The organism is Pseudomonas sp. NPDC089554 (genome assembly GCF_050280645.1).
In the GTDB taxonomy this organism is placed as follows: Bacteria; Pseudomonadota; Gammaproteobacteria; order Pseudomonadales; family Pseudomonadaceae; genus Aquipseudomonas.
Genome location: NZ_JBNNVR010000053.1, coordinates 1 through 19645 on the forward strand (window position 1 = coordinate 1; position 19645 = coordinate 19645).

Annotated in this window: 18 protein-coding genes; 6 read left to right on the forward strand and 12 right to left on the reverse strand. The window is 65.0% G+C overall.

Annotation, left to right across the window (positions count from 1 at the left end; all coding sequences use genetic code 11):
- The 3 genes from ACQKPE_RS16280 to ACQKPE_RS16290 all read left to right on the forward strand — a co-directional run.
- Positions 1–474 (forward strand): acyl-CoA dehydrogenase C-terminal domain-containing protein (locus ACQKPE_RS16280; protein ID WP_427667398.1); only part of this gene is annotated, 474 nt, incomplete at its 5' end.
- Positions 475–666: 192 nt separating this feature from the next.
- Positions 667–1950 (forward strand): diguanylate cyclase, encoded by a 1284-nt coding sequence (locus ACQKPE_RS16285; RefSeq protein ID WP_427667400.1) that lies wholly within the window; start codon positions 667–669, stop codon positions 1948–1950.
- A gap of 118 nt (positions 1951–2068) precedes the next feature.
- The gene (locus tag ACQKPE_RS16290; protein WP_427667402.1) at positions 2069–3847 is read left to right on the forward strand and encodes an acyl-CoA dehydrogenase C-terminal domain-containing protein; all 1779 of its coding nucleotides are present in this window, start codon (positions 2069–2071) and stop codon (positions 3845–3847) included.
- 229 nt (positions 3848–4076) lie between these two features.
- Here ACQKPE_RS16290 and ACQKPE_RS16295 read toward each other — a convergent pair whose 3' ends face one another.
- On the reverse strand, positions 4077–5000 hold the full coding sequence (locus ACQKPE_RS16295) for a LysR family transcriptional regulator (RefSeq protein ID WP_427667404.1): 924 nt from the start codon (positions 4998–5000) through the stop codon (positions 4077–4079).
- A 203-nt stretch (positions 5001–5203) separates the two neighbouring features.
- On the opposite strand from ACQKPE_RS16295, the gene ACQKPE_RS16300 reads away from it, so the two are divergent.
- Both ACQKPE_RS16300 and ACQKPE_RS16305 read left to right on the forward strand, forming a co-directional pair.
- Positions 5204–6481 carry an aspartate aminotransferase family protein gene (locus ACQKPE_RS16300; RefSeq protein WP_427667406.1) on the forward strand — a complete coding sequence of 426 codons (1278 nt, stop codon included), beginning with the start codon at positions 5204–5206 and terminating at the stop codon, positions 6479–6481.
- Positions 6482–6660: 179 nt separating this feature from the next.
- Positions 6661–6819, forward strand: coding sequence for a YqaE/Pmp3 family membrane protein (locus ACQKPE_RS16305; protein WP_033696002.1), 159 nt, complete (start codon positions 6661–6663; stop codon positions 6817–6819).
- Positions 6820–6850: 31 nt separating this feature from the next.
- Here ACQKPE_RS16305 and ACQKPE_RS16310 read toward each other — a convergent pair whose 3' ends face one another.
- From ACQKPE_RS16310 to ACQKPE_RS16360, 11 genes are all read right to left on the reverse strand, one after another.
- Positions 6851–8659: a S9 family peptidase gene (locus tag ACQKPE_RS16310; RefSeq protein WP_427667408.1), complete on the reverse strand. Its 1809-nt coding sequence runs from the start codon at positions 8657–8659 to the stop codon at positions 6851–6853.
- Positions 8640–9788 (reverse strand): pyrroloquinoline quinone biosynthesis protein PqqE, encoded by a 1149-nt coding sequence (gene pqqE / locus ACQKPE_RS16315; RefSeq protein WP_427667409.1) that lies wholly within the window; start codon positions 9786–9788, stop codon positions 8640–8642. Before pqqE ends, ACQKPE_RS16310 begins: the two co-directional genes overlap by 20 nt.
- Entirely contained in the window at positions 9760–10035 is a 276-nt protein-coding gene (pqqD, locus tag ACQKPE_RS16320) for a pyrroloquinoline quinone biosynthesis peptide chaperone PqqD (protein ID WP_427667411.1), read from the reverse strand. The genes pqqE and pqqD overlap by 29 nt, the downstream gene beginning before the upstream one ends.
- Entirely contained in the window at positions 10032–10787 is a 756-nt protein-coding gene (gene pqqC, locus ACQKPE_RS16325; RefSeq protein ID WP_427667413.1) for a pyrroloquinoline-quinone synthase PqqC, read from the reverse strand. The genes pqqD and pqqC overlap by 4 nt, the downstream gene beginning before the upstream one ends.
- An 18-nt stretch (positions 10788–10805) precedes the next feature.
- Entirely contained in the window at positions 10806–11717 is a 912-nt protein-coding gene (gene pqqB / locus ACQKPE_RS16330) for a pyrroloquinoline quinone biosynthesis protein PqqB (RefSeq protein ID WP_427667415.1), read from the reverse strand.
- Positions 11718–11789: 72 nt separating this feature from the next.
- The gene (gene pqqA, locus ACQKPE_RS16335; protein ID WP_003243383.1) at positions 11790–11861 is read right to left on the reverse strand and encodes a pyrroloquinoline quinone precursor peptide PqqA; all 72 of its coding nucleotides are present in this window, start codon (positions 11859–11861) and stop codon (positions 11790–11792) included.
- Between the two features lie 4 nt (positions 11862–11865).
- The gene (gene pqqF / locus ACQKPE_RS16340) at positions 11866–14223 is read right to left on the reverse strand and encodes a pyrroloquinoline quinone biosynthesis protein PqqF (protein ID WP_427667416.1); all 2358 of its coding nucleotides are present in this window, start codon (positions 14221–14223) and stop codon (positions 11866–11868) included.
- 136 nt (positions 14224–14359) lie between these two features.
- On the reverse strand, positions 14360–15148 hold the full coding sequence (locus tag ACQKPE_RS16345; protein WP_427667417.1) for a carbon-nitrogen hydrolase family protein: 789 nt from the start codon (positions 15146–15148) through the stop codon (positions 14360–14362).
- 15 nt (positions 15149–15163) lie between these two features.
- Complete coding sequence (locus ACQKPE_RS16350) at positions 15164–16846, reverse strand: flavin monoamine oxidase family protein (RefSeq protein ID WP_427667419.1); 1683 nt, start codon at positions 16844–16846, stop codon at positions 15164–15166.
- Positions 16847–17011: 165 nt separating this feature from the next.
- The gene (locus tag ACQKPE_RS16355; RefSeq protein ID WP_427667420.1) at positions 17012–17473 is read right to left on the reverse strand and encodes an Lrp/AsnC family transcriptional regulator; all 462 of its coding nucleotides are present in this window, start codon (positions 17471–17473) and stop codon (positions 17012–17014) included.
- 69 nt (positions 17474–17542) lie between these two features.
- Positions 17543–18763 carry an MFS transporter gene (locus tag ACQKPE_RS16360; RefSeq protein WP_427667421.1) on the reverse strand — a complete coding sequence of 407 codons (1221 nt, stop codon included), beginning with the start codon at positions 18761–18763 and terminating at the stop codon, positions 17543–17545.
- A gap of 87 nt (positions 18764–18850) precedes the next feature.
- On the opposite strand from ACQKPE_RS16360, the gene ACQKPE_RS16365 reads away from it, so the two are divergent.
- The gene (locus ACQKPE_RS16365; protein ID WP_427667422.1) at positions 18851–19411 is read left to right on the forward strand and encodes a TetR/AcrR family transcriptional regulator; all 561 of its coding nucleotides are present in this window, start codon (positions 18851–18853) and stop codon (positions 19409–19411) included.
- Positions 19412–19645 lie beyond the last annotated feature (234 nt).

A 19645-nucleotide genomic window follows, 5' to 3' on the forward strand; every position in this document is an offset into this window, starting at 1 on the left:
ACGTGCGGCCTCGCGCAGTGTCGGAGCCTGGGCTGCGGTAACGCCGGCCAGGCCGGCTTGTGGCAGGCGGCTCAGCTCGTGCACAAGTTCTGCCAGGCCCAGGAAGGCAACGAGGCGGTCAAGGAGTTCGTCGCTCCGCTGGCTGCCATCAACAAGGAGTGGGGCGAGCTGACCATGAAGGTCGGCATGGCCGCCATGAAGGACCGCGAGGAAGTGGGTGCCGCTTCGGTGGACTACCTGATGTACTCCGGCTACGCCTGCCTGGCTTACTTCTGGGCCGACATCGCCCGCCTGGCCGCCGAGAAGCTGGCTGCCGACACCAGCGAGCAAGCCTTCTACACCGCCAAGCTGCAGACCGCGCGCTTCTACTTCCAGCGCATCCTGCCGCGTACCCGTGCCCATGTGGCGGCGATGCTGTCGGGTGCCGACAACCTGATGGCGATGAAAGAAGAAGACTTCGGTCTGTCGATCTAAGCCTTCAGGCTGTACGAAAAACCGTCTGCCCTTACCGGTAGGCGGTTTTTTTTCGCCTGTATTGGCAGGCTGTGTCGTATTCGGTAACGAGAAATCTCCTACAGCGCGCAATCGGTATTCATCTATTCATGTGCGCTGCCGATTAACTATGGGCACAATGCCATTATTGATCTGCCGGGTTGGAGATTACCCTTGTTTCGTTTATCCGCAGTACGCGCGAGCCACTTCCTGCCTTCACTGCTGTTGCTGGTGTCGGGGCTCGCGGCGGCGTATGTGAGAGACCTCAGCGTCTTCTTCACGTCCCTGTTCAACGTCTTGCCCACCTTGGTGCTGCTGCTTGGCGGTGCCTATTGCGCGGTCTACCGTCGCCAGCGCGAGCTGTTCCTGATGGTCACCGTGTATATCGCCTACTTCCTGCTCGACACCCAGACCGACTTCTACCGCGACAACGGTAGGGTGCGCGAGGATGCGGCTGTGGTGTTCCACCTGGTGTGCCTGCTGCTGCCGACCCTGTTCGGCCTGTTCGCCGCCTGGCAGGAGCGCACGCACCTGGCCCAGGACATGCTGGCGCGTTTCGCCGTGCTGTTCGCCGTCGGCAGCGTGGCCCTGGCCCTGGAGCAGAGCTTCCCGCAGGCGCTACTGGCATGGCTGGCGGAGATCCGCTGGCCGGCCCTGCATGGCCAGTGGATGAGCCTGGTCCAGCTGGCCTACCCGCTGTTCCTGGCGGTGTTCATCCTGCTGGTGGTGCAGTACCTGCGCGAGCCAAGGCCGTTGCACGCGGCGCAGGTGATCGGCTTGTTGGGGATCTTCTGGATGCTGCCGCAAACGTTCATCCTGCCCTTCACCCTGAACATCATGTGCAGCCAGGTGATGCTGATGATCGCGGCCGCCGTGTCCCACGAGGCCTACCAGATGGCCTTCCGCGACGAGCTGACCGGCCTGCCGGGGCGTCGTGCGCTGAACGAGCGCATGCAGCGCCTTGGGCGCAACTATGTGATCGCCATGAGCGATGTCGACCATTTCAAGAAATTCAACGACACCCATGGCCATGATGTCGGCGACCAGGTGCTGCGCCTGGTCGCCAGCCGGTTGTCTAAGGTGACGGGCGGTGGGCGTGCCTACCGCTATGGTGGCGAGGAGTTCGCCCTGGTGTTCGCCGGCAAGACCGCTGAAGAGTGCCTGCCGCACCTGGAAGCGGTGCGCGAGATGATCGCCAACTACGCGATCCAGTTACGTGACCAGAACAGCCGCCCCCATGACGACTCCACCGGCCGTCAGCGCCGTGCAGGCGCTGCGGGCAGCACTGTGTCGGTGACCATCAGTATTGGCGTTGCCGAGCGTCTGGCCGAGCACCGCAACCCGGAAGAAGTGCTGAAATCTGCCGACCAGGCCCTGTATGCCGCCAAGGGTGCCGGGCGTAACTGCGTAATGCTGGCAGGCCAGCAAGTGCGTCGAGGCGCCATCCGTACGGCGTGACTTAACTCGACCAAATAGTCGACTGATGACTCTATGTCTCGCAAAAGTTGTTCGGGTACACTGCTGCACATTCCAATGCGCGGTACAAACCGCCCGACTCTGCTAGCGAGAGGTTGTAATGGCTGACTATAAAGCGCCGTTGCGCGACATGCGCTTCGTACTCAATGAAGTCTTCAACGTTGCCGACCTCTGGGCCCAGTTGCCCGGCCTGGCCGACGCCGTGGATGCCGAAACCGCCCTGGCCGTGCTGGAAGAAGCCGGCAAGGTCACCAGCAAGACCATCGCCCCGCTCAGCCGCGCCGCCGACGAAGAGGGCTGCCACTGGGACAACGGTGCGGTGCGCACCCCGGCCGGCTTCATCGACGCCTACAACACCTACGCCGAAGGCGGTTGGGTTGGCGTCGGTGGCGACCCGCTGTTCGGCGGCATGGGCATGCCCAAGGCGATCTCGGCGCAGGTCGAGGAAATGGTCAACGCCTCCAGCCTGTCGTTCGGCCTGTACCCGATGCTGACTGCCGGCGCCTGCTTGTCGATCAACGCCCACGCCAGCGAAGCGCTCAAGGAAAAGTACCTGCCGAACATGTACGCCGGTGTCTGGGCAGGCTCCATGTGCCTGACCGAGCCCCATGCCGGCACCGACCTGGGCATCATCCGCACCAAGGCCGAGCCCCAGGCCGATGGCAGCTACAAGGTCAGCGGCACGAAGATCTTCATCACCGGCGGCGAGCACGACCTGACCGAGAACATCATCCACCTGGTGCTGGCCAAGCTGCCCGATGCGCCAGCGGGGCCGAAGGGCATCTCGCTGTTCCTGGTGCCGAAGTTCATGGTCAACGAAGACGGCAGCCTGGGTGCACGCAACCCGGCCACCTGCGGCTCGATCGAGCACAAGATGGGCATCCAGGCCTCGGCCACCTGCGTGATGAACTTCGATGAAGCGGTTGGCTATATCGTCGGTGAACCGAACAAGGGCCTGGCGGCCATGTTCACCATGATGAACTACGAGCGCCTGGGCGTGGGTATCCAGGGCCTGGCCTCGGCCGAGCGCTCTTATCAGAACGCCGTCGAATACGCCCGTGACCGTCTGCAAAGCCGCGCCCCGACCGGCCCGCAGGCCAAGGAAAAGGCGGCCGACCCGATCATCGTCCACCCGGACGTGCGCCGCATGCTGCTGACCATGAAAGCGTTGATCGAAGGCGGTCGCGCATTCTCCACCTACGTGGCCATGCAGCTGGACAGCGCCAAGTACAGCGAAGACCCCGCCACCCGCAAGCGCAGCGATGAGCTGGTGGCCCTGCTGACTCCGGTGGCCAAGGCATTCCTCACCGACCTGGGCCTGGAGTGTACGGTGCACGGCCAGCAAGTGTTCGGCGGCCATGGCTATATCCGCGAGTGGGGCCAGGAACAGTTGGTGCGCGACGTGCGCATTACCCAGATCTACGAAGGCACCAACGGTATCCAGGCCCTGGACCTGATGGGCCGCAAGGTCGTCGCCAGCGGCGGCGCCTACTACCGCCTGTTCTCCGACGAAATCCGCCAGTTCATCGGCAGTGCCGGCAACGAGCTGGGCGAGTTCACCGCGCCGCTGGCGGCCGCCCTGGACCAGCTCGATGGGCTGACCGAATGGGGGCTGGACCAGGCCAAGGGCAACCCCAATGAAATTGGCGCGGCATCGGTGGAATACCTGCACGCCTTTGGCTACGTGGCCTACGCCTACATGTGGGCGCTGATGGCCCGTGCTGCCAAGGCCGGCGAAGGCGATGAAGCCTTCTACGGGGCGAAGCTCGGCACTGCACGCTTCTACTTCGCGCGCCTGTTGCCGCGGGTGGATTCGTTGGTGGCCTCGGTGAAGGCGGGCAGCGAGTCGCTGTACCTGCTGGAGGCGGAGCAGTTCTAGGGGTAAAAAACGCCGACCATGTAAGCTTTTGCTTACATGACGCGGTGACTTTTCGCCTCTTTTCTAACATTGGATCCACGCGTAATCTTTCTCACATGGACGTAGCGCAGGAAGCGCAAGGACAGAACAGGGATTACGTAGGATTCCCGCCAGGATGGTGGGGCGATAGGGATGTCAGGGAAACAGTCTAGAGAACCCCGCTTCGGCGGGGTTTTCTTCGTCCGCGTTTTTAGCTGGGTGTGTCTTGCGGCGACAACCCCCCTGGCCGGGTATCGCTTTGCGCTTCGAGCAGGGTCCGCAGCAGCTCCACCGATGCCTGCTGGCGCTGGGCATCGCGGTACACCAGGCCGACCTCGAGCGGCACCCTGGGCTCGCTCAAGGGCTTCCACAGCAGGCCCTGGCCATCTTCGTCGGCTTCCTTGGCCCGCCCCGGCAGAATGGTCACCAGTGCCGTATGGGCCAGGCTGTCGAGAATACCTGCCATGTTGTTCATTTCTGCCTGCACCTGCGGCCTGCGCCCCAGGTTGGCCAGTTGTGCCTGCCAGATCTGACGGATCTGGAACTCTTCGCCGAGCATCAGCATGGGCAATTCGGCGGCTTGCCTGAGCGAGACCTTCTTGAAGTCCTTCAAGGGATGGGTATTGGGGATGACCAGTTGCAGCTCGTCTTCGTACAGCAGTTGCCCATGCAGGCCGGGTTGGCGGGGTGGCAGGTAGCTGATGCCGATATCCAGGTTGCCGTTTAGCAGCCGCCGCTCGATTTCCAGGCCCGACAGCTCGTAGATCTGCACCACCAGATGCGGCTGTGCCCGCCGTACGCGCTCCAGCAACTGCGGCACCAGGCCTGGGCGTACGGTTTGCAACACGCCGATGGCCAGGGTACGCAGCGACTGGCCCTTGAAGCTGCGCATGGCCTCCTGGGCACGTTGCAGGCCGTCGAGCAGGGGCAGGGCGTGGTTGTACAGGGTGTGAGCGGCCAGCGTGGGCAGCAGGCGCTTGTTGCTGCGCTCGAACAGGCTCAGGTCGAGGCTGTGCTCAAGCTGGCGGATCTGCTGTGAGAGCGCTGGCTGGGACAATGACAAGCGCTCGGCGGCGCGGCCGACATGCCCTTCTTCATAGACCGCGACGAAATAACGCAGTTGGCGAAAATCCATAAGTCCTGCTTATCGAAAAAGCTGAAAAAACGAAATGGCCGCAATACCGCGACATGCCTAGTCTATCCCCGTATTCCGGTGGTCTGAAGTGCTGTATGTGCAGGTGACGACCCCGATTGAAAAAGTATTTCGATAGGCAAGGCTGAACATGGACCTGCGGCGTAGACCGAGGCCTGAGCCTTGCGTGATTGCCTGGAGCCCTCATGAACCTGTTCAAGCTGCGCCGCTCGGCCCCCGTGGTTGCCGAGCCCTTGCCTGCCGCCTCGTACGAAGCGGGCACCCCGCAGCGTGCGCGAGAGCGCCTGATGGCCAGCGTCGAGCGGGCGCCTCAGGTATTCGTACGTGGCCAGGGGTCGTGGTTGTGGGACAGCGAGGGCCACGCCTTCCTGGACTTCACCCAAGGCGGCGGGGTGAACAGCCTGGGCCACAGCCCCGGCGTGCTGGCCAAGGCCCTGGCCGGCCAGGCGCAGGCGCTGATAAACCCAGGCGCGGGCTATCGTAGTGCGGGCCTGCTGAGCCTGGTCGAGCGATTGTGCCAGAGCACCGGCAGCGACCAGGCCTACCTGCTCAACAGCGGCGCCGAGGCCTGCGAGGGGGCGATCAAGCTGGCGCGCAAGTGGGGCCAGCTGCACCGCAACGGCGCCTACCACATCATCACCGCCAGCCAGGGTTGCCATGGCCGCAGCCTGGGGGCGCTGGCCGCCTCCGACCCGCTGCCGTGCAACCGCTGCGAGCCCGGCCTACCGGGGTTCAGCAAGGTGCCGTTCAATGATTTGGCGGCGCTGCATGCCGAGGTCGACTCGCGCACCGTGGCGATCATGCTGGAGCCGATCCAGGGCGAGGCCGGGGTGATTCCGGCGACGCGCGACTACCTCAAGGGCGTCGAGCAGCTGTGTCGCGAGCTGGGCATCCTGCTGATCCTCGACGAGGTGCAGACCGGCATGGGGCGCTGCGGCGCCCTGTTGGCCGAGCAGACCTACGAGGTGCGCGCCGACATCATCACCCTGGGCAAGGGCCTGGGTGGTGGTGTGCCGCTGGCGGCGCTGCTGGCCCGAGGTACCGCCTGTTGCGCCGAGCCTGGCGAGCTGGAAGGCAGCCACCATGGCAACGCGCTGATGAGCGCGGCGGGCCTGGCCGTGCTGGACAGCGTGCTGGAGCCAGGTTTCTTCGAGCGCGTGTGCGACAGTGGTCGGCACCTGCGCGATGGCCTCAGCCGACTGGCTGGGCGCTATGGGCAGGGTGAGGTGCGTGGGCAGGGGTTGCTGTGGGCCTTGCAGTTGCGTGAAGCGCAGGCGGCCGAGGTGGTCGAGGCGGCCTTGCAGGAGGGCTTGCTGCTCGCGGCCCCGCAGGCGGACGTGCTGCGCTTCTCACCGGCGCTGACCGTGAGCCGGGGCAATATCGACGAAATGCTGCTGCGCCTGGCCCGCGCCTTCGCCCGGTTGCATGCGCGCCAGCACGAACGGCGCAAGGCGTCTGCCTGATCTTACGAATTCAACGAACCGTCTGGCGTAGTCTGCGCATCGCCCCTGGCCTGGCGTTCTCGGCCCGGGGCGTTTTTTTTGCCTGGTGGTTGCAGCGTCGACAATGATCTCATAGGGCCAGTGGAACCTCTGGCATGCCCAGCTAGTCTGTGTTGAGAACGTACCCTGGAGAGACTTGCATGGACTTCATCCGCATCATCATCGCTATTATCCTGCCGCCGCTGGGCGTGTTTCTGCAGGTGGGTTTCGCTGGGGCATTCTGGCTGAATATCCTGCTGACCTTGCTGGGCTACATCCCGGGGATCGTGCACGCGGTGTACATCATCGCCAAACGCTGAATAAACCGGGGCCGCCATGCGGCCCCGGTGCTTATTGGCCCAATACCCGGCAATAGAACTTCCATTCTTGCTCCAACGCATGGGCCAGGTTCTGCGCATTGCGAAACCCATGTCGCTCACCGGCGTAGAAATGCCCCTCTGCCTCCAGCCCATTGGCTGCTAGCGCGTCCAGCATGGCCCGGGTCTGCTCGGGAACTACCACCGCGTCCAGTTCGCCCTGGAAGAAGATCACCGGCACCGTGATACGGCTGGCGTGCAGCAAGGGTGTGCGCTGTCGGTAACGCTCGGCATCGGCCTGCGCATCGCCGATCAGCCAGTCCAGGTAATCGCCTTCGAACTTGTGGGTGACCCGGCCCAGGGCCAGTGGGTCGCTGACCCCATAGAGGCTGGCGCCAGCGCGGAACACGTCATGGAAGGCCAGTGCGCACAGGGTGGTGTAGCCACCGGCGCTGCCGCCACGAATGAACGCCTTGCGCCTATCGACCAAACCGCGCCCGGCCAGGTAGCCGACCACCGCGCAGGCGTCCTGAACGTCCAGCTCGCCCCAGCGCAGGTGCAGCGCTTGCCGATAGTCGCGGCCGAAGCCGGTGCTGCCACGGTAGTTGAGGTCGGCGACGGCGAAGCCGCGTTGGGTCCAGTACTGGATGCGCGGGTCGAGCACCGGGTAGCACGCCGAGGTGGGGCCGCCATGGATGAACACCAGCAGTGGCGGTGGCGTGTCGCCGCTCATGGCCGGGTAGAAGAAGCCATGGGCGTTGCCGTCGCCGCTGGGGTAGTGGATGGGCTCAGGCAGGCTGATACGCGCGCTGGGCAGCAGTTCGGCGCCGCCGGCCAGTACGCTGACCACGTGGCTGCGGCGGTCGATGGCGATGACCGCAGGCGGACTGAGTGGCGACGCGGCGATGGCATACAGCTGCTGGTCATCCATCGCCAGGCTGCGAAAACGGCTGTAGGGGCTGGCGAAACGCTGCATTTCGCCGTCGTCCATCCGCAGCCCAAGCTGTGCGAAACCGTCTTCGAACCAGCTGGCCACATAGCTGTTCGGGCCCAGCGCCAGCCAGGTGCTGGCGCCGAGTTGCCAAGGCGCGGCGGCGTGGTCGGCGGGTGTGGCGGGGAGCGCTTGCCAGTTGCCGTCGTGTTCGCCCCAGGGTTGCCAGAAGCCGTTGCGATCGGAGAGGCAATACAGTCGGCCTTGCGTATCGAAGCGCGGCTGTTGCAGCGACTCGTCCGTTCCTGCCACGCAATAGGCAGCGCCCCAGCCCCCCTCGGCTTTTCGCTCCCGACACATTAAGCGGGTGTGGGTCCAGGGTTGGGCCGGGCGGTCCCATTCGACCCAGGCCAGGCGCGTGCCATCGTCGCTCAGGGTGGGGGCAGCATAGAAGTCGGCGCCTTCGGCGAGCACCGCCCTTTCGCTTTCAGCGATGGCGACCAGGCGATGCTCCACTTGCCCGGCGTGACGCTCCTCCACCGCCAGCACCTGGCCGTCGTGCCACTGCACATCGCCATAGCGGCAGTCGACTTGCTGGGTGAGCGGGCGCGGAGCGCTGCCGTCCAGTGCCTGGGTATAAAGCTGCTGGTCCTGTTCGTTGACGAACACCACCCCATCGCCCCCGAGGCAGAAACTGCCGCCGCCATATTCGTAGACCCGGCTGCGCACGCTGAAGCCATCCGGCGTCAGGCAGCGCGCCTGGCCTTGCTGCCAATGCCAGAGCCGGCAGGCGCCGTCGCTGGGGCGGAACTCATTCCAAACCAAACCCTCGGCACCCACCTTCAGCTCGGCAAAGTCGGTGCCCGCCGCCACCGCCTGGGCGGCGCTGAACTCAGCCGCGGGCGATGACATGGGCATTACGCTCGTTGCGGAAGGTCAGTTGCTCGATGCCCAAGGTGGCGTGCTCGGCTTCTTCGCGGGCCTTGAGGATCACGCCATGCTCCGGCGACTTGGCACACACCGGGTCGGCCTTGCTGGCATCGCCGGTGAGCATGAACGCCTGGCAGCGGCAGCCGCCGAAGTCCTTTTCCTTCTCGTCGCAGGAGCGGCAGGGCTCGGGCATCCAGTCGAAACCACGAAAGCGGTTGAAGCCGAACGAGTCGTACCAGATATGCCGCAGGTCGTGGTCACGCACGTTGGGGAACTGCACTGGCAGTTGCCGGGCGCCGTGGCAGGGCAGGGCGGTGCCGTCGGGGGTGATGGTCAGGAACAGGCTGCCCCAGCCGTTCATGCAGGCCTTGGGGCGTTCCTCGTAGTAGTCGGGGGTGACGAAGATCAGCTTGCACGGGCTGCCATCGGCCTTGAGCCGTTCCCGGTATTCGTTGGTGACGCGCTCGGCTCGCTCCAGTTGCGCGCGGGTGGGCAGCAGGCCGAGCCGGTTGAGGTGCGCCCAGCCATAGAACTGGCAAGTGGCGAGTTCGACGAAGTCGGCCTCCAGGGCGATGCACAGCTCGATGATGCGGTCGATGCGGTCGATGTTATGCCGGTGGGTGACGAAGTTGAGCACCATGGGGTAGCCATGGGCTTTCACTGCACGAGCCATTTCCAGCTTCTGCGCGAAGGCCTTGCGCGAGCCGGCCAGCAGGTTGTTCACCTGCTCGTCGCTGGCCTGGAAGCTGATCTGGATATGGTCCAGCCCCGCCTCGCGGAAGGCGGCGATCTTGGCCTCGGTCAGGCCGATGCCGGAGGTGATCAGGTTGGTGTAGAAGCCCAGGCGCCGCGCCTCGCCGATCAGTTCGGCGAGGTCCTGGCGCACCAGCGGCTCGCCCCCGGAAAAACCGATTTGCGCCGCGCCCATCTCGCGTGCCTCGGCCATCACCTTGAACCACTGCTCGGTGCTCAGCTCCTGGCCTTGCTGGGCGAAGTCCAGGGGGTTGGAGCAGTACGGGCACTGCAAGGGGCAGCGGTAGGTGAGCTCGGCCAGCAGCCACAGCGGCAGGCCGACCGGCACCTCAGGCGAGTTCGACCCAGTGTTCGGCACGGGCCACCTCCATGAATTGCTCGATGTCGTCGGCCACTTCCGGCACGTCGGGGAAGCGCTGCTGCAGCTCGTCGATGATCGCCGCCACGTCGCGCTGACCGTCGATCAATGCGCCGATCAGGCCGGCGCTTTCGTTCAGCTTGATCATGCCTTCGGGGTACAGCAGCACATGGCCTTGCTGCGCGGGCTCGTACTGGAAGCGGTAGCCGGGGCACCAGCGCGGGGTTTGCGTGCGGTCGAAACTCATGGGGCGACTCCCTTGTGCCAGACGCGCTGGTCGGTGACGGTGTGGTAGGGCGGGCGGTGCAGTTCATAGGCCATGCTCATGGCGTCGAGCATGCTCCAGAGGATATCCAGCTTGAATTGCAGGATCTCGAGCATGCGCTGCTGCGCCTGGGCGCTGGTGAAGTGCGCCAGGGTGATCGCCAGGCCGTGCTCGACGTCGCGCCGGGCCTGGCCCAGGCGGGTGCGGAAGTAGTCGTAGCCGGCCGGGTCGATCCAGGGGTAGTGCTGGGGCCAGCTGTCCAGCCGCGACTGGTGGATCTGCGGGGCGAAGAGTTCGGTCAGCGAGCTGCTGGCCGCTTCCTGCCAGCTGGCGCGGCGGGCGAAGTTGACGTAGGCGTCGACGGCGAAGCGCACGCCGGGCAGCACCAGTTCCTGGGAGCGCAACTGGTCGGGGTCGAGGCCGACCGCCTGGCCCAGGCGCAGCCAGGCCTCGATGCCGCCGTCCTCGCCGGGGGCGCCATCGTGGTCGAGCAGGCGTTGTATCCACTCGCGGCGGATTTCCCGGTCCGGGCAGTTGGCCAGGATCGCGGCATCCTTCAGTGGAATGTTCACCTGATAGTAGAAACGGTTGGCCACCCAGCCCTGGATCTGCTCGCGGGTGGCGCGGCCTTCGTACATCGCCACGTGGTAGGGGTGGTGGATGTGGTAGTAGGCGCCCTTGGCGCGCAGGGCCTGCTCGAACTCGGTGGGGGACAGGGGGTGGATGTCGTTCATAGGGCCGCCAGCGTTCTCCTACAACTCGATACTCATGCCATCGTAGGCGACTTCCACGCCTCGGCGATGCACTTCGGCCCGCTGCGGCGAGTCTTCGTCGAGAATCGGGTTGGTGTTGTTGATGTGGATAAGCACCTTGCGCTGGCGCGGGAAGCCATCCAGCACCTCGAGCATGCCGCCTGCGCCATTCTGCGCCAGGTGGCCCATTTCGCGGCCGGTGCGGGTGCCGACGCCGCGGCGCTGCATTTCATCGTCGTCCCACAGCGTGCCGTCTACCAGCAGGCAGTCGGCGCTGTGCATCATTGCCAGCAGCTTGTCGTCCACTTGCCCCAGGCCCGGGGCGTAGAACAGCTTGCCGCCGCTGCGCAGGTCTTCCACGAGCAGGCCCAGGTTGTCGCCGGGGTGTGGGTCGAAGCGATGGGGCGAGTAGGGCGGCGCCGCGCTGCGCAGTGGGAAAGGGCTGAACCTGAGGTTCGGGCAGGCGGGGATGACGAAGCTGCCTTCCAGGGCGATGGGGTTCCACACCAGGCCACCGTTCCAGTGGTCGAGCATGTTGAACAGCGGGAAACCGGTGGTCAGGTCCTGGTGGACCATCTCGGTGCACCACACTTGGTGCGGGCAGCCTTCGCGCAGGCTGAGCAGGCCGGTGGTGTGGTCGATCTGGCTGTCGAGCAGGATGATCGCGTCGATGCCGGTGTCGCGCAGGGCGCGTGCTGGTTGCATGGGCGCGAAGGCTTGCAGCTGCGCGCGAATGTCCGGCGAGGCGTTGCACAGTACCCAGTGCTCGCCGTCATCGGACAGCGCGATCGACGACTGGGTACGCGCCGTGGCGCGCAGAGTGCCGTCACGGTAGCCCTTGCAGTTCGCGCAATTGCAGTTCCACTGGGGAAAGCCGCCACCGGCGGCGGAGCCAAGAATCTGGATGTACATGGTCGCGGTCTACCTGGCCTGTCAAAAACGACAACGCCTCGGCGGGCCGAGGCGTTGAACCACCGCCATGGATCAGCGGTTGGCGAAGTACATCGTGACTTCGAAGCCGATACGCAGGTCAGTGTATGCAGGTTTGGTCCACATGGGCTTACTCCTTCCTCTGGGGTTGATTCAAGGTAACGCCTGTTTGCCATTGCTCAGCCATTTCCCACTGGGGGGCGGGGCCGTTCGCCAAGCATAACCAGCCATGTTCGGCTGACAGCAGGTGTGACAAGACGTCGTCCAAGTCTGCTTGTGCAGTCATCAGAATAGACCTACGCATGTCGGAAAGATTCGAAGTGTGTGTAGCCAGTTGTGTCTGCCATGCCCATTCGATGAGTGTTTCATTGCTCATGGCGGCCACTTCGAACTGCTCGGCCAGTGCCTGGCGGGCATCGAGGTCGAGGCTTACGCCTTCCTCGAGTAGCTGTGTCAGGTGCTGAAGAATCTCGCTGTGGCTCGCATGCGGCGACTGCACGCCGAACAGCAGGCCCGCGCAGCCCTCGAGCTGGCGGTAGGCGCTGAAGACCCCGTAGCCCAGTTGCAACTCCACTCGCAGCCGCTGGTACACCCGGCCCTGCAACAGCTGAGCAAGCAGCCTGCCGCTGGCCTGGAGGTTCATCGGCAAAGGGCAGAACAGCAGCAGGGCTTGTTCGCTACCGGGCAGCGGCTGTTGGCGCCACCTGCGACCGGAAAGCGCGGGCGGGGCGATGGCGGGGGCGTGGTGCCCCATCAAATGCTTCAGGGCGGTGGCCAGCGTCGGCAGGGAATGTTCGTCGAAGCCCATGGCTAAACCGTGCCAGCGCGTTTCGGCCCAGAGCCTGTCCAGCCCTTGCTGGTCGAGCCTGTCGTCAGGGGTAACCGGTCTGGCGTCGGGGTGCAGCGCATCAGGCAGTGCCTTCATTAGCGCGTGCAGCGGCATCGGTGCCGCAGGATGTTCTGGCTGCACCTGCCAGTGCGTGGGTGTACGCAGCCGCTCGAGTGCCTGCTGCAGCGTGCGGACCACGGCGGGCGCGACGCCGCAGCAGCGCATCTCCCAGGTTTGCCCCACGGCCTTCAGGCTCAACTGCACCGAAGCGCGTTCGGCGCGCTCCTGCAAAGGGCGCAAAGCCTGCTGGAGGATGGGCAGGGCGCGCTTGTGCAAGGCCGAGCGGACCTGCCAGCGCAGGTGCACGGCGGTGTAGTCGCGCGAGGTGGGCAACACGCTGCTGGTCGTCAGGCCGTTGGGCAAGGCGTGCGTATCGGCCGGGGGCAGTTCGGCGAGCAGCAGCGGTTCTATCGGCGGTAATTGCCAATCGCCGAACTCCCCCGTGGGAAGGCTGGCGAGCAGGGCCTGCAAGGCTGCCCGGCCAGCCTCGTCCAGGTCTTGGAAGGGTTGCCCGCTGGCATCGCGTCGGGCCAGCGTCAAGGCGCTGGCCGTTCGTTCGCGTCGGCGCTGAAGGTGCGCGAATTCCTGTTCGAGGTGCTGCGTGCCGGTGCGCTGGATGAACCCCAGCCAGCCGTGCAACAACGCCTGGATGTGCTCGACCGAGGCGTTGGGGTTCAGGTCCAGGTGGATATGCCACAGCAACTGCCCGGCGAAGGCGTACAACGGTTGCGCCTGGCAGGCCTGCAATACTTCGCGAGTGCGCAATGCCGACAGCCAGCCGCCTGGGCGGTTGTCGGTGAGGCTGGCCAGCAACAGTTCCAGTGCCTGCGGCGCGCCGTCGGGCAGTTGCTCATGGGCGAACAGCAGGTCAAGGCCATGTGTGTTGCGCAGTGGCTGGAGGGGGCTGTCCAGCAGTGGGGGAGGTGCGCACTGGGCGCGTCTTGCGCCTTCGGCGAACAGGCGACCATGGGCCCGCCCCAACGCTTCCAATTCATCCAGTGGCTGCGGGCCGCAAAGGCTCAGGGTGACCTGCCCGCCTTGGTAGAAGCCCTGGTGAAACTGCCACAGGGCTCGCTGGAATGCTGGGTCGTGCAGGGCGAGTCTGTAGCGGTTGCCCGCGTGGAAGCCGCTTAGCGGGTGCCGAGGCGAGACCGCCTGGAGCAGGGCGAACTGATGGCGAGCCTGTGGGTTGCGCGACCAGGCGATGAATTCGGCGTGGATCACTTCGCGTTCGCGCTGTTGCCGTTCCAGGCCAAGGTCGGGTTCGGCGAGCATTTGGCACAAGCGTTCGAGCCCACCGTCCAAGGCCTGGGGCGGTAATTCGAAGAAGAAATCGGTGGTGCGCTCGCGGGTGCTGGCGTTGACTTGCCCGCCCAGGCCCTGGACGTAGCGCATCAGCCCGTCTTCCAGCGGGAAGCGTGGGGTGCCAAGGAAGAACAGATGCTCGAGGAAATGCGCCAGGCCTGGCCACTTCGCGGGCGCGTCGTGGCTGCCAGCGTGCACCTGCAGCGCAGCGGCGGCGCGGCTCAGGCGAGGGGCATGGCGCAGGGTAAGGTGCAGGCCGTTGCCGAGGATGAGGTGGCGGGTGTGGTTGGGCATGGGGTCCATGCTAGTGCATTTGTGGTGGCTGTACTGGCCTCTTCGCGGGCGAGCCCGCTCCTACAGGCTCACCGCTGGCCTCAAGAGCGTCGCTGTTCCTGTAGGAGCGGGCTCGCCCGCGAAGAGGCCCTTGGCATCACCGCCGATGCAGATCCTGGCGCAGGTCCGCCAGGTAGGGAAACGCCTCGCGCCCACGCACCACTCGCTCACGCTCCACATCCGCCAGCAACAGGCATTCATCCTGCCCGGCCATGGCCAGCAGGCTGCCGTCCGGGCCGATGATGCTGCTCTGCCCGCAATACTGCACATCGCCTTCGGCGCCGCAGTGGTTGGCGTAGACCAGGTAGCACTGGTTCTCCTGCGCTCGCGAGCGCACGGTGACCTGGCAGGTGAAGTCGTAGGGCGTCATGTTGGCGGTCGGCACCAGCAGCAGCTCGGCGCCGGCCAAGGCCAGGCGCCGGGCATTCTCTGGGAACTCGATGTCGTAGCAGATCAGCAAGCTGAGCTTCCAGCCGTCCATCTCCACCACGGGGAAATGGTCGGGGCCTGGGCTGAACATCGACCGGTCGAGTTCGCCGAACAGGTGGGTCTTGCGGTAGTTGCACAAGCTGCGGCCATGGGCGTCGATCAACTGCACGCTGTTGTACAACGTGCCGTCCTCGGCCCGCTCCGGGTAGCCGTAGGCAATGGCGATGCGCTGGGCCTGGGCGATTTCCACCACGGCCATGGCCGAGGGGCCGTCATCGGCTTCGGCCAGGCGTTGCACCGCATCCAGGCCAATGTTGTAACCGCTCAGGAACATCTCCGGGCACACCAGCAACTGGGCGCCGCGCTGGGCGGCCAGGTGCGCCTGGTGCTGCAGGTGTTCGAGGTTGCCGGGCACGTCCAGTGGCTTGGACGCGCCCTGGAACAGGGCGATGCGCATGGCGCCTCCTCGTCGTCAGTCGGCCAGGGCGATCGGCCCGATCTCGTGGAACACATCCCCAGGGCCGGGGTTGTCCGCGTGGGTCTTGCCGCCGAAGTGGTTCATGATACCCCACACCGCATTGAGCGACGTCTGCACCGCGCCTTCCACCCAGGCCGGCGTCCACGACACGTCGTCACCGGCGATGAACATGCCGCGCTGCTCGGCGGGCATGTCCTGCTGCATGAAGTGCGCGTACATGCGCTGGTTGTAGCGGTAGTGGCCGGGCAGCGCGCCTTTGAAGGCACCGAGGAAGTAGGGGTCGGCTTCCCAGGAGATGGTGATGGGGTCGCCGATGATATGCCCGGCGATGTCGGTCTTGGGGTAGATCTTCTTCAGCGCGTCCAGGGCCAGTTGCACGCGCTTTTCCACTGGGTGCGGCAGCATCTTCAGGGCGTCGCTCATCCAGGCGTAGGACAGGCAGATCACCCCCGGCTTGTCGTCGCCGTTGTCGAACAGGTAGGTGCCGCGGGTGAGGCGGTCGGTGAGGGTCATGCTCATCAGGTCGCGGCCGGTTTGTGGGTCCTTGTCCTTCCAGAACGGGCGGTCGACCATCACGAAGGTCTTCGACGACTGCATGTAGCGCGTGCGGTCCAGGGCCATCCACATCTTCTGCGAGAACAGCGACTCCTCGCAGTCGATCTGGGTGGTCAGCAGCCAGCTCTGGCAGGTGGTGAGCACGGCGGCGTAGTGGCGCGTGTCGCCCCAGTTGTCGGTGACCGCCAGGCGCCCATCGGCGGCGCGGGCGATGCGTTTTACCCCGGTGCGCGGCGCGCCGCCATGCAGGGCGCGCAGGCTGGTGCCCGCTGGCCAATGGGCGCAGCGTTCAGGAACGTGGCGCCAGATACCCTGGGGCACCTGCTCGACGCCGCCGACGACCAGGTGCTGGTGATCGTCGCAGTTGGTCATCACCACGCGAAAGATTTCCAACATCGAGTTGGGGAAGTCCGAGTCCCAGCCGCCAGTGCCGAAGCCGACCTGGCCGAACACCTCGCGGTGCTGGAAGCTCAGCTTGGCGAAGGCCTTGGAACTGGCGACGAAGTCGTAGAAGGTGCGGTCGTCCCACAGCGGTACCAGGGTATTCCACAGCGCTTTCAGACGCGGCACATCGCGCTCGCGAATGGCCTGCTGGATCTCGCCGAAGCGTGCGCCGTCCTCCAGGGCATCGGCCCAGGCTTCGGCAACTTCGTGGAACAAACTGGGCAGGTCGGCGGGCTTTTCGGCGTAGTAGGTCTGGCCTTCGAGGTCGATCACCGTGCTGCCCGAGGCGGGCGTCAGCGGGTTGGGGAATGGCTTGGTTTCCAGGCCCAGCTTGTCGACATAGTGATAGAACGCCGTGGATGAGACCGGAAAGCGCATGCCGCCCAGTTCCGCGACGATGCCGTCGGTGCCGTTGAAGGCTTGCGAGCGCAGCCGCCCGCCCAGCTTGGAGGCTTCGTACACCACAGGCTTGAGGCCCAGCTTCATCAGTTCGTAGGCCGCCACCAGGCCCGCGATGCCGGCACCGACGATCGCTACTTCTTCGCCGTGGCGCTCAGCCGGAATGCTGCCCAGCCCTGCGGGGTGCTCCAGCCAGTCATCGAAGGCGAAGGGGAAGTCCGGGCCGAAGATGGTGATGGGCTTCTTGCCGTCGGCCGGGTGGCGGTTGTTCTTGTTCATGAAGTGACCTTGCCAGGAGGGCTGCGCGATACGCGGAGCCTGAGTATAGGAAATGCCTGGCAGTCATTTTAGGGAGCGGGGTGTTCGTAATTAAGATGCAGAGTGCTGTCGATATGCAGTCTTTGTTGTCTATATGACGAACATGTAGCGCCAAGTGACGATTGATTACGTCGGTTGTCCACGATCTACCTTGCTGCTGAGAATGATCGATGTGGTGGTCTTCTCCACCCCTTCCAGCCCGCCGATCTGGTCGAGCAGTTGGTCGAGTTGCTCGGGCGATTCACTGTGCAGCCAAGCCACATAGTCGAATTCGCCGCTTACCGCGCACAGTTGCTGCACCTGGCCCATGGCACTCAGGCGGCGCACCACGTCCTTGCCCGAGCGCGGCTGTACCGTGATGCCCACATAGGCCTGCAGGCCGCCTCCGGCCAGGCGCTGGCCCAGGCGCACGCCGTAGCCGGTGATGACCTTGTTCTTCTCCAGGCGTGTCAGCCGCGAGGTGACCGTGGTGCGTGCGATGCCCAGGTGACGGGCGAGGGTGGCCACGCTTTCGCGGGCGTTGATCTGCAATAGCGCGATGAGCTGGCGGTCGATTTCGTCGAGGGCGATGGGGCGGGCGTCTGGCATGGTGCGTCTCAGTGAGGGATGCCCTAGCCTAGCCAGCCCCCTACCCCGTGAGCAAGGCACGCACTGCCGTTAACTGGGCGTGGCCAGCACAGGGTCGGGCTCGCGCTGGCTGCGCAGTACCACCAGCAAGGTGGCCAATGCCAGCACGCAGGCATAGCCATTGGTGGTGACGATCAACCCAAAGTGCTGGGTGGCCAGGCCTGCGAGAATGGCCGGCAGGCTGAAGGCCAGGTAGCTCAATACATAGAAGCCTGCCATCAGGCCCCCGCGCTCATGGGCATGGGCCAACGGCATTACCGAGCGCAGCGCGCCGAGGAAGCCGCCGCCAAAGCCCATGCCCGCCGCAGCGGTGCCGAGGAAGAACAGCCAGGCATTGCCGGTGTCGACGCCTATTAGCGTCAGCAGCAGCCCCAGCAACAGAGCAAGGCCACCTCGGCGCAGAATCGTTGGCGCTGGCTTGTTACGCAGGATGAAGATACCCAGCGCGCCGAACCCCGTGAGCACGGAAACCAGGGCGCCGCCGATCAGTGGCGCATGGACCGTGGTCACTTCCCGGGCCAGGGTCGGACCGAGCGACAGGTAGAAGCCGCCCAGCGCCCAGAGGCTTGCATTCAACGGGGCCATACGCCAGAACGCCCGGCGTGCCTGGGGTGGGATGCGCACTTGGGGGCGCAGCGAGGCCAAGGCCCCAGGCTTGCTGCTGATGCTTTCCGGCAGGCGTAGCAGCAAGAGGGCAAATACTGCAAACAGCCCCGCCAGCACCATGAATACCCGGTGCAGAGGCTCCCCGGAGAACTGCATCAACGACGCGCTGCCCAATGCCCCCAGGGCCAGCCCGAGCATAGGTGTGAGGCTGTTGAGCAGCGGCCCGCGTTCGCGGTCGAAATCCAGCAGCGCCGCACCCAGCACGCTGGTCGCAAGCCCGGTGGCCAGGCCCTGGAGCAAGCGTGCGAGGATCAGCACTTGCACCGATTCGGCTTCTAGGAACAACCCCATGGCCAGCAATTGCAGGAGCAACGCGGCGCCGATCACCGGGCGTCGGCCGATGTGATCGGACAGCGACCCGAACACCAACAGCGTCAGCAGCAGCCCGGCGGCATAGATGCTGAACACCACAGTCAGCAGCGCGGCGGAAAACCCCCAGGTTTCGCGGTACAGCGCATACAGCGGGGTTGGTGCGCTGGCGGCGGCGGAAAAGGCGATGAGGATCGCCCCGATCAGCCACAGGGCGCCGCGCCGAGAAAGCCCGGGGCGGCGCTCGTGCGCGCTTTTGGACAAGGTGTCTTTCATGATGATCTCGCAAAGGCTAAGATTTAGCTTTTGCGAGACGATGCGCCTGTTTCGGGATAAAAGCAAATTCTTTGCGTTAGGGTGAGTATGACGACTAATCAGGGTGTGCGACCGGGAGGTCGTAGCGCGAGGGTTCAGGCTTCGGTGCACAAGGCTGTCACGGAGTTGCTCGACGAGCGCGAGCGTGGCGAGTTGACGGTACCGATGATCGCGGCCCGCGCTGGTGTCACGCCCTCGACTATCTACCGACGTTGGGGCGACCTCAACGAGCTGTTGGGCGACGTGGCCCTGCAGCGCATCCGCCCGGATGGCGAGCCGGCCGATACCGGCAGCCTCAAGGGCGACTTGCTGGCGTGGGGCATCCAATACATGGAGGAAACCGCCTCGGTACCAGGCCGCGCCGTGGTGCTCGACCTGCTGGCCGCAGGCGGCGATTGCTCCGGGCGCTGTCTGGAGATTGCTCGCGCGCAGTTCGGCATCCTGCTGGAGCGAGCGGTTGCACGAGGTGAGCCTGTACCGGACAAGGACCTGATCGTCGATCGGCTGGTGGCGCCGTTGGTGTATCGGATTCTGTTCTCCAACCAACAGTTGGAGGAGGGGTATGTGGAAGTGCTGGTGGATGGGGTGTTGGAGGGGGTGGCGAGCTGATGTTCGTCTATCAGTTGCGGCTATTCGGCTCATTTTGTGAGCCGAATAGGTTGTCTAATCGGCTCATCGTCAGAGTTTGTGACCTCCTGGCCGAGCTTCAGAAACGCAAAAGCCGCGCAAATGCGCGGCTTTCGTGGATGTTTGGTGGGCCCACACGGACTCGAACCGTGGACCAAAGGATTATGAGTTCGCCAATGACACCGTTGCGCTAGGTTTCATTGGGTTACACGAGGA